Source organism: Rothia sp. L_38 (genome assembly GCF_050689125.1).
GTDB lineage: Bacteria > Actinomycetota > Actinomycetes > Actinomycetales > Micrococcaceae > Rothia.
This window is the reverse complement of the sequence record NZ_JBOEQD010000009.1, coordinates 120,158-132,409: the sequence shown is the minus strand read 5'-3', so window position 1 is coordinate 132,409 and position 12,252 is coordinate 120,158. Positions and strand designations below refer to the sequence as shown.

Below are 12,252 nucleotides of genomic sequence, written 5' to 3'. Positions count from 1 at the left end.
GCGGCCCTCGGTGGGTGAGGCTACACCGGAGATGCCCTTGATGTAGCCCAGCATACCGGCTTCATCGGATGAGAAGTGGAAGGGGTCAGAGGGATTGTTGACGGCCTCATCACGAATCATCACGGGGATGACGTCGGTGCCGGATGCTTCAAGGCGGTCTGCAACGGCTTTGGCAGCGTTGAATGCTTCGTCTGAGCCGTTCGAGGCATTGGTCGGAACATGGATACCTACCTGCCCATCCTTGGTGTAAGTATTGGGTGCACCGTCGGTCAGCAGCAGGGCAGTATCGTACTTAACGCCGGTATCAGCCTGGTGCTTTTCAATAGCAGCCAGGGCAGCTTCCCAGTTGGTGCCCAAGGTCTGGTAGTTGACGCCGTTCCATTCATCGCCGGAGGTACCTACGGGAGCGTCCTTAGAATTCTTGTCGATGCCGTCAATCCAGGCCAAAGCAGCGGCCTTACCAGCATCGGTGCCAATATTGAATACAGCAGAGGGCTGGTTACTTGCGATGGTGGTGATAGGGCCAACGGGAACTTCACCGGAGCCGGTGTCCTGGAAGTTTACAGCAGAGTCACGAGCAAAGGTGAAGAAGGAAACCTCAGCGCCCTCAACGCCAGAGAGACGTTCGACCATCTTCTTGGCCTCACCCTTCATGGTGGCAGTCTCGTTAGCATCGAAAGAGCGGGAGAGGTCAAAGGTCATGGCCACGCGCGGGGGCGCGCATTCGCCAGCTTCGATAGCAGCCTTAGCAGCTGCAACCTTGGCATCGTAGGCGGCCTTTTCTTCCTTGTACTTGGCTAGTGCGCTCTCGTAGGAGGCAAGGTCTGCCTTGTACTGGGCCAGTTGCCCCTCGTAAGCGGCCTGGCGTTCAGCGTTAATCTTCTCAGCCTCAGCCTTAGCAGCTACAGCCGCCTGGTAAGCGGCATCATCCTTCTGGTACTGGGCCAGTTCAGCCTCGTACTTAGCATCAGCTGCGGCCTTGTCTTCCTTGTACTGGGCAATCTTGGCGGTAATCTCCGCGATCTTGGCCTCAGAGTCAGCAGTGATGGTATCCAGTGCTGCCTGAACCTCAGCGGTTGAGCCGGTGGTAATGGTCTTGACCTGGGTTTCTGAGATGTTCAGACCTGCGTCCTTAGCGGCCGCAACAGCAGCGAGCAGCGCCGAGTTATCGACAGGAACTTCACGGTTGGTGGATTCTGCTTCAGATGCGCTGATAACTGAGCCAAATGCGCCAGTATCGACCGCGTTTGATGCGGGCATGGAAGCAAAAATGGAGGTGGCGACTAGGCCAGTGGCGCACAGAGCTCCGGTCTTGGTGGCTAGGACCTTGAAGGGTGCGTGTGACACGGGAGGGTGTCCTTTCTGGTGATTTCAATTGGTGTGTGGTGGTGCAGGCGAGAGGCCCTGCTCCAGGGTTTCGGGGGGGACCCTGGGGCAGGGGTCTTACACTCGCACCTTTGAGGAAAGAAGAATCTCTTACTTTCTCCTGGGATGTTGGGCTGGATTCACGGTACTTGCCCCACCCAACACACCCAATTATATATAATTAATCCAATTAATTATGATTTAACGAAACATTTGGGCAACAGAAAGTTGCCTGCCCTAGCGAGAAACATATTTTAGGAGGACATGAACCGTTGCACATCAGAGTGCAGGAAGGACATCAGAAGCTCAACTGCTTCTAATAACTCCTTATCGTTCAGGCCATCTAGGTATTGCCCCCTCGATGACCCAAAGGCCTCCTCAAAGGTCAGATACCCAGCTGCCACGAGTCCGGGCAGCGGGGAGATATCAAGAATAGTACTGATTTTCATGATTCGATGAACAGGCATGGAATTACTCAGCATATGATGCGAGAAATTCGAAGGCTGCATCCCCAGGTGCTGCGCAAGCACTTTTTGAGCCAAACCTCTTTGGTTGACATGCACCCACTGTTTCAAAGCAGCTTCTGGCGCGTCGAAAGGAGTAGCAGGTAAGGCTTTCCCCTGACGGATAAAGCTCTGATGGATTACCTCTAACACTGAATACAGGGGAGCGATATCGCTGAGAGCTAGGTCGTATTTCTGCAAAGTTTCGTAGCCTTCAAAAGTTGCAAGCTGGCGGACCGGGTTAGCACCGTAGGCCCGTGAGATAGCGATGACGGTTTTAGGCGTAATCCGGTTGCCGCTACGTTGCTCTGAGACTGTTGAGAGGCCAAGGCCTGCTTTGGTACAGATTTCTTGCAAGGTGGCGTCGATACCGAGGGCCTCTAGCCATTGGTTGAAAGCTGGGGCTTGAATATTCATGGGAAAAGCTCTCTGGGGATAGGGGGCACAGGCTCTTTCGATTTTACTTCTACTCTTTGAAGGAGCCTCTTATATGGAGACGCTATGGAACCAGCACATTACTGGGTATGCTACTTGGCTGACAGGAGCAGGACGTACCGAACGCACTATTCAGACTAGGATTTACTGGGTTAGCCGGCTAGCTGATACCTACCCCGAGCAGGCACCTGAAGTTCTTACTCCAGCTCAGCTTGCATCGTGGGTAGCTAACCCTAATTGGGGATCTGCTACCAAAAAGTCAGCTCTCGCTTCTGCACGGGGTCTTTACCATTACCTTAAGGCTATAGAGGCTATTTCCAAGGCACCCACAGATAACCTGTTGTCTGTTTCAGTTCCCAGGAAGCTGTTACCCCCGGCCCCTTATTCTATTTTTGCTCAAGCGGTGCAAGCATCTCCAACTGAGGAAGTTCGGCTTATGCTTTTATTGGCCGGGCTTGCCGGGCTGAGGCGAACCGAGATAGCTTCCCTGCATACCAGCGATTTCCACGGCTCCTATCTGAGTATCACAGGTAAAGGTGGGCACCTTCGCATCATTCCAGCGCACCCCGACCTTCAAGCACTGCTCAGCCTCAAAGCTCATGGCTACTACTTCCCAGGGCGATTCTCAGGACACCGTACCCATGACTACGTAGGGCGCAAAATATCTGCCGCCCTAGGCAAGGGGTACACTCCACATAGTCTGCGCCGGCTCTTTGCCACTGAAGTTTATCGGCGTACCAAAGATATCAAGGTCGTTCAGCAGCTTCTTGGGCACGCTGATATCAGTACTACCCAGCAATACGTTGGCTACTTCAAGCAGGACCTATGGGATGCAGTAGCTACCCTTCCTAGCCTACCCTCAGCACCATAAAACATAACACAACAGAACACCACTGAATAGAACATTATTTAACTAAACAATTGTGTTCTGTTTAGTGGTGTTTCTTCTACTCAGAAAAAAATTTAAAAAATTTCCCAAGTTTTGTTCTCCAAATAGCTCCTTCACTCATATACATCTATGAGAACAAAAATCACGTACACCGCAAGGACGCCCCTATGACAGATAAGGACCCTCTACTCTGCTCCCTGTGTTACAGCTCCCTCAAAGACTCTCCCAGCACAGAGAAAGTACCGCTTAACAAACGGACGCTCACCCTATGCGCCACATGCAGCAACCAGGCAGACCAAATCTCCCAGAACACCGGAGCCTCCCGGCAAGCAGCCATCGCATACATGCTGGAGCTTATATTCTCAGCTCTCACGTCATCACCACCGCCGAAATTGCACCGGGGAGCGAACGGCTCAGAGAAAAAAATTATCCGACCTAACCCCTTTGGCTCATGAACTCACAACAAAAAACCGGTGGCGCTCTCCTAGCAACAGGAAGCCTCATCGTTGGTATCGCAATTTCTGGTCCCGTTATGCTCGGTCAACTTGCCGGTACGACATTCATAACGAATACCGCTTGCACCTCCGCCGTCACAGATTCGGCCCAGAACGAGCAGAGCTCCGCATCTGCCATCAACGTCCCTGAAGAGTACAAAGAACCTCTCAAAAAAGCAGCTGAAGATTCAGGTATTCCCGAAGAGATTCTGGCAGCACAAATCAAGCAGGAATCAAATTTCAACGCCCAAGCTGTCTCACCGGTTGGTGCGAAAGGCCCAGCACAGTTCATGCCTGCTACCTGGGAGGCCTACGGCAACGGTGGGGATATCACTAACATCAGCGATGCTGTAGCAGCTATGGGTCGCTACATGAAAGACCTCAAAGGAATGGTCGAAAAGTACGCTGGGGAAGACCCTACCAAGCTGATTCAACTCACTCTTGCTGCCTATAATGCAGGACCCGGTAACGTCGAAAAATACTCCGGCATCCCACCATTTACCGAGACCCAACACTATATCGAAGTTATTACCGCCGAGGCTCAGGCGGAATACTCATCGACCTGTAGTTCCGTCGCAGTTGCTTGGGACGGCGACTTAGGAGATGGAGAGTGGACGTCCCCGCTACCAAACTCAACTATGAGTTCTGGCTATGGCCCCCGGTCGGTGCCAGGTTTGCCTGCCTGGGCGCAACAGCACGTCGGCATCGACTTGCTCACTAGCTCTGGTTTCTCCCCTGGCGGTCCTGTTGTAGCACCGACTGACCTAGATATCACAGGCTACTTTCAGCCCGATCATTGCGTTCTTGCTACTGCTAAAGATGGCTCAGACCTACGGATGGCTTTCTGCCACCTTCATGAATCCTCGGTTGAGCCCGGTCAAGAGGTCAAGAAAGGCGACATTCTGGGGATTGAAGGGAACTACGGCGAATCTGTAGCAACGGTCTTCATCACCCATCTGCACTATGAAATTTACAAGCCCGGTGAGCCTTTGACAGGTGAAAACTATAACCCCTACAACGGACAGACCCTTAACCCAGAACCCATATTGAAGGAGAAAGGCGCATGGAACTTCTAAAGCCCCGTGCATTTGCGTTTAGCCTTATCGCTTTAGCTTCTCTGACAGCTTGTGCGTCATCAGGGAAGCCAGCTACGCCTGTATCAGCGCCCCAGGTTAGTACCGCTGCTTCTGACAGTTCAGCAAGTCCTACTTCGCTGAAAACTCCAGGCAGTAACTATCCCCTAGCTGATGGCACTTGTGTCAATCCTGACTCAGTTTCTCGATATTCGGCTGAGTCAGTAGGCCGCGCATTTATCGGTATCTCCTACTGCTGGGATTCTACGATCGATGCCGGTATGCAATCAGGTACAGAGCGTGCCCGGCCTCTCATGAGTGAGCAGTGGGCTCAGGCAGTGTTAGAGGGGGACCAGAGCCAGCGCCGAAACACCTTGCAGTACCAGTTCACTAAAGCATCTGAGCATCAGGCCTACACCAAATTACGGATTTACCGTACGTCCTCTCATATGGACGGGCACTCTCATATCCAGGAAACACCCAGCGGAACTCAGGGTGAAGCCACAAGCCAGGAGAGCAGTAGCGCTCCGGTCCTTAGCGAAGAAGGCTACGAAACAGCAACTGTTGGGTACACCGTCTACTGGGATTGGGTAGGGCGTGACGGGGTAAACCTTCCCGGAGGAAAAGCTCAGGTCATGGTTTACCTCGAAAAACGTGATGATGGTTGGACAGTCGTAGGCGCTGTGCCCACAATCTTTGAAGAAAGCTAATCGAAGATGACCGAAGCAAAAATTATCCTTGATCTCTACCTGAACGAAGGTCAAGTAGAGGTAACTGCACCGAGCGGACACAGCGTAACCGCTCTTCTTCCTGCTGGGGCGGATGCAAAAACTCTCAATGAACTCGGTTCATCTGTGTGCTCTGAGCTTGCACAGGAACTGGGTGTTCTCGAACCCCTGGTTCATGTCCATGCTGATGGAGAAATTTTCCTTATGCAGCTCTCAGCATCCGGGAAGTTACAAGAAGTTTTAGAATCCCCAGCAGTCCCTGAAGTAGGTTTTTTCCCAGCTATCCACGATGACCCTGAAGAAGTTGATGTGAGCGTTGAAATGCTCCTTGAAGAGGAAGAAGAAGAGGAACCAGCAAAAGTACAACCGTCCCGTCGCAACTTCTTAATCGGCGCTGGCGTGGCAACGATAGGCGTTGGTCTAGGTGCCCTTGGAGTAGCATCCTTATTTATCAAAAATGATGATGCTGAGTCTGAGCTTCCGGTTCCTTTGGAAGTAGACTCTCTTTCTTCAAACTACGACGGCATTATTCCCTCCGGGTACAGTGACCAACTGGCTTTTACCCTCGAAACAACCAATACCTTACCCGTGGTAACCCATGATTATCTCGTGGCCGTTCAAGAGAAATCTTTAGTGGCATACGACCATAGCGGTAAGCAAGTCGCTGAAGTTCCCCTAGAAACCTCCGTAGGGACTTTATATGCAGCTACAGGTTTAGGCCCAAATTGGGTGAGTGCTGTTGGAGAGGAAGCAACCTATACCGCTGATATGGCTCAAGGCAAGATTTACCGGTACGCGCCCTCACCTACCCAACATTTGTCAGGGGTTCCCATCTGGCAAGAAGGACTGGCTCTTAAGGTTCCTTCTGTCAGTGGAGAACTGAAAGATGAACAACTACCTGAAAATACCCAAGCAGCAACACTTGTTTCCGGGCAGCTCTGGGCAATTGGGAAGGAAGGAGCAACCATATATAAAGTCGGTGGAGATATTACTGTGCAGATAGCACCCCCGGATGCAAGTGCTGCCTATCAAGGGCTATTGGCATCAACAAACGAACATCTCGTTCTGAGGTACGCCAAAGACCAAGCTCTCGTTATGGAGTTTGCCGAGATTACCGATGATGCGATTAGCAACCTTCGGAGCCTGACTACGGAGGAAAGTAACTCTCCAATAATCAGTGACCCAGTACGGAACACCGTATACGCCCATAAAGTGCTTGCAGATTTATCTACAGGTAAGGCAATGAAGGTAGGTACTCAAGGACGGTACAGTGCGGGGTTTTTCTTCTCTACATCTTCAGGTAAAAGAATTAGCCCAGACGGGCACCTAGAACCTTGGGGACAAGAAGAACCTATTATTGCTGACCGTTTCGATAACGGGCCTGCCATTATTTTTCAAACAACAGAAGAACACGGGAGGGTCTATGCGTTTGCGCCAAAACAGTGAGTCTACAGGGGTAGCTCTCATGCAAAAACCAGAACGGCCCATCAATCCTTTTGCGTTGCCACCAGAGCCTACGCAAAAAGATAGCGTCTATATTTGCGGGGTCACCCCTGAGAGCGGGGCCAGCACGTGGGCAACTATTTTAGGTTTGCCGGAGATTACCTCAGCAGAATTAACAGATCAGAGTGTGCTCTTTGTTGTGCGCTCAACCGTTAAGTCGCTTAAAGCAACACTCGGACTTATTGCTGAGCTTCGGTCTAAGCAGGTTGCTTTGCTGGGGATCTTAGTAGTCCCAGATGCTCCACGGGCTTACCCAAAGCCGGTCAAGAACCTGCTCACTATTCTTTCGGGCCCTAACTCTGTTATTGAAATCCCCTGGGTAGAAGATTTCAGAGCTATTGAGTTCACCCAAGACCTCTTGGAGAACAAAGGACCCAAAAAAGCTGTGACAAAAGTACGAGAAACCATCGAAAAACGTATTTTTGTCTCACTCTAACCCCTAACCACACATCACTAAGGAGATGTAAACATATGCGTAAGAAACTCACCAAAGCTGTTGCCGCTGCAAGCTATGCAGTCCTGGCCCTGCTGCTGACGATGACACCGGCACATGCTGAAGTTATCCCCGCCCCTAAGAAACTCTGTGACGGTTTGGACACTGCTCAGGCATGGTCAGCAGGTATTGCAGCCGGTGTTGGGGTTATTGGTTTGATCATCATCGGCGTGAGCATGATGTTCGCGCACCGTAATGAATCAATCAATGTGCCTTTCAAGCAGCTGGGCTATTGGATCGGCGGTGCAATTCTCGTTGCTGGTGCTAGTTCCATCGTCAGCGCGTTCATTAGTGCCTCGCTCAACTGTGGCGCTGGTGTCGCATAAAGCAAGCTGATTGCGTTACCGGAAGGATAGATAGATGTTAGAAAATACGCCCCATGAAAAAAGCTCCCGCTCTAAGCGCACCATGCTAGCTGCAGGTTTCCTCATGTCGGTTATTCTCATGCTGATAGTCCTTATCATCATGAACCTAGTAGGTGGTAAGGGTAAGGCTGATGAAGCTACTGGAAGTGAGGTTGCCACCTCCCAAAGTGCGTCATCTATCAATCCTTCTAGTTCATTTGCATCCTGTTCAGTTGAGTCTGACGGCTCGACTGAACAGGATATGAAAGAACCTGCTGACTTGGTATGGAAGACCAGTAAGAAACGTACCTCGTGGCCCAGCTCAGCCCAGTATGGGCCCGTTGATACTTCGCAGCAGATCGGGCAATGCTTCACTCATACACCTATGGGTGCTGTCCTAGCTGTAGCTAATGTTGTCGGCTCCTTTAGCGACCCGCAATTTAGTGAAGAACAGCTTGCCTTACTCCTGACTGAACCGCAGCGTGTGAAAGAAGAACCACGCGACGATATGAATAAAGAACCTTCCCACCAAACTGTAGTGGTTGGCTACACCATTGAGCACTACACCGACAGCGCGGCAACTATTGGCTTAGTCTCTGAGGTTATTCCTGATAATTCATTCGATGGGTCAGGGTATTTCATCATGCAATGCACAGTTGAATGGGATGGCAACGACTGGAAATATCCCGTAGGCGGCTGTCCCGCAGAAGGCGTATCCATGATTAAAGAAGGGGAATTCACCTTCTTTACTGAGAAGAAAAAGGACTAAGAACCATGCCTTTGTATGAAGATATTGGCAATGGGGTCAAAGACAAAGTAGCTGATATTGCTATCTACGTTAGCCGGAAAATGGCACAACATGGTGGAGATATTTCCGAGACAGTTTCTGATGTAGTCTCTGATATTTTGCCTGACCCCATCGAAAAATTAGTTACTTCTAGCTATAACGGCATGTTCAACCTCATGCAACAGTTCATGACCTCGTGGATGGACTATAGCCCGAGTATAAATTTCCAAGGCGATACAATGACCTGGTTAACGGCGCTGACGGCACCACTTACCGGGTTTTTTGCCATCTTAGGGCTGATTGTTGCTGGTGGCCGGGTTATGTTATTTCAACGTGGCGAAGACATCCGGACAGCGGTGATCGGGCTTGCCCGTGTGGTCGGAGTAGCAGCGGCTGCAACAAGCATTGCAACTATCTTTATACCAGTCTCAGACCTCTTTGCAGACTGGGTGCTAGAGATGGCTCAACCAAATTTTTCTCTTGATGGGAATTATCCCACCGCAGAAACAGTGGTTGGTGTTTTGGGTGGCTCGACTCTTGCTTTTTCAGCGGTAAATGTCATTCTAATTTTCATCCAGTGGTGCTTGATGATAGTTCGTGCTGTAGCCCTCCCTATCATGGTTGGTTTCTGGACCGTTTCTGAAGCAATCAACATGCTCAAGGGCGACCTGAAGATGACCCCTGTTGCACGGTGGATTATTGCCTTTTTGCTTTTCAAACCTGTAGTTGCCGTTATCTACGGCTTCGCCTTTAAGCTCATGCAAGGATATGACAACTTTGATGGTGTCTTTACTGGTATGGCCATGATTGCTGTTTCCATTTTTGCCTTGCCCTCATTGCTACGAGTCCTAGCCCCCGACGCTATGGCGTCAGGAGCCTCTGGCGGTGGTAAAGAGCTCATGGCGCTGGTGGGAGCCTTAACAGCTGCCGCAGCAGTCGTTGCTTCCGGTGGGGCCGCGGCGGCAGGAGCTGGTGCAGCTGGTGCTGGCGGTGCAGCCGGTGGGGCCGCTGGTGGTGGAGCTGCGGGCGGTGCAGCCGGTGGGGCCGCTGGTGGTGGAGCTGCGGGCGGTGCAGCCGGTGGGGCCGCTGGTGGTGGAGCTGCGGGCGGTGCCTGGCAAGGACCAACCCTAGCTGAATCCGGTTGGGGGCAGGCCGGTGGAGCATCATCAGCCCCTGCGGGCGGTGCCGGTGGACCACAAAGTGAAGCTCCACGCCCTGAAAAGACCCTAGGGGACCAGCGCAAAGATACCCCAGGTGTTCAACCTTCAGGTCAGAATACTCACCGAAAAGGTACTGGCGAGTCTCAACCGTCAGTAGACAGGAATGAAGCTCCATCGGCCACACTCGACCAAACCGGTTATACCCCTGAAGATGTCAGTGGTAACGATGCCTCAGATATGGGTTCAATAGGTGCCAGCACCGAACCCATCACTCCTGATAACTCTGCTTCTGATTCACAAGCTGAAACTCACGATTATTCTCAGGTTCCTGAAAATAGTACGAGTGCTGATACCAATTCCGGCCCCTCAGAGCTACCTCTTTCCAACGTGCCTGATCACGGTGCCCAGATTGATGATGCCCCAGCAGATTCTTTACTTGATTCAGCGCCCCAGGCAACAGCAGAAGCAATGAACGATGTAGCCACAGCAGGCGAAACCTCAGCTGGACCCCAGCTTGAGGGGGCTTCTTCTGACTCGCTTCCAGCAGAGAACCAGAACTTTGGTTCAACTGATTACCAGGATGTAAACCAGCATCAGAACTTTAGCGGGTCTAAAGCATCTGAACCGGTTAACAATCTTTACCCGACCACCGGTTCAAATGCCACATTGCCTCATTCCTTACCTAACCACCGTACCGCTGGTCCCACCAGCGATTACCCACGCCAAAAACAGCCTAGCCAAGCTGGACAGCCTAGCCCCTTGCCTGCTGGCAAGATTGCCGAGCTATTTAGGACAGCCCAGTACACTATCCAGTCCATGCCTAAGCTAGAAGACACCTTCTTTGATGAAAGGGGAATGCGTTAATGAGCACTCAGCCTCAATACGGTAACCCAATTGCATCAGGACCAACTAAGGTTTTTGGTTGGCTTCCTTTTCGTGTACTTGTGGCAGCCGTTGTCAGTGTCGTTTTTGCGCTCTTCCTAACACTGCTAAAGCTCTTCCTGCTTGCTCTTTTGCTCCTATTGGTAGTGTTCTCAAGCCTCCTTATCGGCTTTGTGCCTTTTGGGGACTCTGACCGAACGATTGTGCAACGTATTTTGATGCGTAGGCAACATCGCAAAAGGGCAGCCCGAGGGGAAACAACCTTCTTTAACGCTCATATTTCTGCGCTATCAAAAGAAGACCAACTAACTCTGCCAGGTTTTTTGCACACTATTGAACCTAAAGAGGCATTAGATGGCCAGGGGAACTCTGTAGAGCTCCTACACCATAAGGCCGTCAAAATGGCGACAGTTACCTTGGGCTGCTCACCGGTGGGCGGTTCGTCATTGCCCGAAGACCGGCTCATTAGGCAGGTAGGTCAGTATGGGAACTGGCTCTCTCGGTTATCACGGGAGAATGGATTAGTAGGAGCAATGGTTGTTGTTGACTCCCTACATACATCAGCAGAGCCAATGGCTAATGAGATCACTCAGGCTATCGACCCCTCAGCCCCGGAAGTTTCCCAACAAATCCTGCGTCAGACAGTTGGTATGTTGCCAGCTAAGACAACAAGAGTCACCACCTATGTAACACTAGGATGGAAACTTTCTGCATTAGATACTGAGGTTGAAGGTGCTTTTGCCGAGATTTTAGCAAAACTACCCCACCATATCACCGCGCTTACTCAGGCGGGCTCAGGGCAAACCTACCCTCTTAACCACGCTGAGTACGGCGATCTAATGTACACCGCCTATAACCCAGCCAGAGTAGCCGAGATTGACCAGGAGCTCTACGGAAAGGTTCCCGCGATCCGTAGCTTTAATAGCTCAGGGCCCACCTACATGAATGGCAATCACAAACGCGTCGTTCTCCATGATGGGGTGGCTTCCATGACTATTTTGATGAGCGTTCCTGACCAATCAAAAATTACTCCCTACACTTACCAAGCGCTTTTTGCCCCGTCACAAAGTTTCTTGCGTAAGAGGGTGGCCATGTTCTACCGTCCTATCCCAGCTTTCAAGCAGCGTTCTAGGATGGATCAGACCTCCCGTGCCGCAAGTACCGAGGCAGGGTCAAAGCAGCGTAATACTTTCTTTGATACGAAGAAGAAAGCAGCTACAAAAAATGCTGAAGCGCAGATGGCTAACGGCGCCACCATCCAGGAATACTGCGTGATGGTTACCGTTACCTTTGAACCTAATCGTAAGGCTCAAAGGGCTGCGGAAAACGAGCTTAAAACTCTCATGGGTGGGATGCGCTGGTCCTATGCTGACTTCGTATCAGAAGCAGCTTTCCATCAGACCCTACCCATTGGCATTTTCCCGTGGGTCTACTCCTCAGCATCGAACTACCTGCTACCTACAATGTTCGATACAGATGCTGGCAGGCCAACCCAAGAAAGCTCTGAAGATGCTCACGTTGAACACGAAAACTAAAGTCAAGAAACAGGGGCCGGTAATCACACCGGCCCCTCGCCGTGGCCGTCATGGACTCCGT

11 protein-coding genes are annotated in these 12,252 nt (G+C 51.3%); 9 read left to right on the top strand and 2 right to left on the bottom strand.

What is annotated here, in order from left to right:
• A partial coding sequence (locus tag ACRCJM_RS08470) for a hypothetical protein (protein WP_431464573.1) occupies nt 1-1,347 on the bottom strand: 1,347 nt, incomplete at its 3' end.
• Between the two features lie 272 nt (nt 1,348-1,619).
• Nucleotides 1,620-2,285: a hypothetical protein gene (locus ACRCJM_RS08465; RefSeq protein ID WP_431464572.1), complete on the bottom strand. Its 666-nt coding sequence runs from the start codon at nt 2,283-2,285 to the stop codon at nt 1,620-1,622.
• A 73-nt stretch (nt 2,286-2,358) separates the two neighbouring features.
• Between ACRCJM_RS08465 and ACRCJM_RS08460 the strand changes: the two genes are divergently transcribed.
• The 9 genes from ACRCJM_RS08460 (at nt 2,359) to ACRCJM_RS08420 (ending at nt 12,191) form a co-directional block, all read left to right on the top strand.
• Nucleotides 2,359-3,174 (top strand): tyrosine-type recombinase/integrase, encoded by an 816-nt coding sequence (locus ACRCJM_RS08460; protein ID WP_431464571.1) that lies wholly within the window; start codon nt 2,359-2,361, stop codon nt 3,172-3,174.
• A gap of 469 nt (nt 3,175-3,643) precedes the next feature.
• On the top strand, nt 3,644-4,762 hold the full coding sequence (locus tag ACRCJM_RS08455; protein WP_431464570.1) for a transglycosylase SLT domain-containing protein: 1,119 nt from the start codon (nt 3,644-3,646) through the stop codon (nt 4,760-4,762).
• Nucleotides 4,763-5,073: 311 nt separating this feature from the next.
• Nucleotides 5,074-5,469 carry a hypothetical protein gene (locus tag ACRCJM_RS08450; protein ID WP_431464569.1) on the top strand — a complete coding sequence of 132 codons (396 nt, stop codon included), beginning with the start codon at nt 5,074-5,076 and terminating at the stop codon, nt 5,467-5,469.
• 6 nt (nt 5,470-5,475) lie between these two features.
• Nucleotides 5,476-6,933 carry a hypothetical protein gene (locus ACRCJM_RS08445; RefSeq protein WP_431464568.1) on the top strand — a complete coding sequence of 486 codons (1,458 nt, stop codon included), beginning with the start codon at nt 5,476-5,478 and terminating at the stop codon, nt 6,931-6,933.
• Complete coding sequence (locus ACRCJM_RS08440) at nt 6,911-7,426, top strand: hypothetical protein (protein ID WP_431464567.1); 516 nt, start codon at nt 6,911-6,913, stop codon at nt 7,424-7,426. Before ACRCJM_RS08445 ends, ACRCJM_RS08440 begins: the two co-directional genes overlap by 23 nt.
• Before the next feature lie 35 nt (nt 7,427-7,461).
• Nucleotides 7,462-7,809, top strand: coding sequence for a TrbC/VirB2 family protein (locus ACRCJM_RS08435; protein ID WP_431464566.1), 348 nt, complete (start codon nt 7,462-7,464; stop codon nt 7,807-7,809).
• A gap of 34 nt (nt 7,810-7,843) precedes the next feature.
• Entirely contained in the window at nt 7,844-8,596 is a 753-nt protein-coding gene (locus tag ACRCJM_RS08430; protein ID WP_431464565.1) for a hypothetical protein, read from the top strand.
• Nucleotides 8,597-8,601: 5 nt separating this feature from the next.
• Entirely contained in the window at nt 8,602-10,638 is a 2,037-nt protein-coding gene (locus ACRCJM_RS08425; protein ID WP_431464564.1) for a hypothetical protein, read from the top strand.
• A complete protein-coding gene (locus tag ACRCJM_RS08420) occupies nt 10,638-12,191 on the top strand; it encodes an SCO6880 family protein (protein ID WP_431464563.1) in 1,554 nt (517 codons plus the stop codon). The genes ACRCJM_RS08425 and ACRCJM_RS08420 overlap by 1 nt, the downstream gene beginning before the upstream one ends.
• Nucleotides 12,192-12,252: the final 61 nt, after the last annotated feature.

Excerpts from the sequence above, each read along its gene's own strand:
- ACRCJM_RS08440 (WP_431464567.1), top strand. The coding sequence starts at position 6,911 with ATGCGTTTGCGCCAAAACAGTGAGTCTACAGGGGTAGCTCTCATGCAA.
- ACRCJM_RS08425 (WP_431464564.1), top strand. The coding sequence starts at position 8,602 with ATGCCTTTGTATGAAGATATTGGCAATGGGGTCAAAGACAAAGTAGCT.
- ACRCJM_RS08450 (WP_431464569.1), top strand. The coding sequence starts at position 5,074 with ATGAGTGAGCAGTGGGCTCAGGCAGTGTTAGAGGGGGACCAGAGCCAG.
- ACRCJM_RS08460 (WP_431464571.1), top strand. The coding sequence starts at position 2,359 with ATGGAGACGCTATGGAACCAGCACATTACTGGGTATGCTACTTGGCTG.
- ACRCJM_RS08420 (WP_431464563.1), top strand. The coding sequence starts at position 10,638 with ATGAGCACTCAGCCTCAATACGGTAACCCAATTGCATCAGGACCAACT.
- ACRCJM_RS08430 (WP_431464565.1), top strand. The coding sequence starts at position 7,844 with ATGTTAGAAAATACGCCCCATGAAAAAAGCTCCCGCTCTAAGCGCACC.
- ACRCJM_RS08435 (WP_431464566.1), top strand. The coding sequence starts at position 7,462 with ATGCGTAAGAAACTCACCAAAGCTGTTGCCGCTGCAAGCTATGCAGTC.
- ACRCJM_RS08445 (WP_431464568.1), top strand. The coding sequence starts at position 5,476 with ATGACCGAAGCAAAAATTATCCTTGATCTCTACCTGAACGAAGGTCAA.
- ACRCJM_RS08465 (WP_431464572.1), bottom strand. The coding sequence starts at position 2,285 with ATGAATATTCAAGCCCCAGCTTTCAACCAATGGCTAGAGGCCCTCGGT.
- ACRCJM_RS08455 (WP_431464570.1), top strand. The coding sequence starts at position 3,644 with ATGAACTCACAACAAAAAACCGGTGGCGCTCTCCTAGCAACAGGAAGC.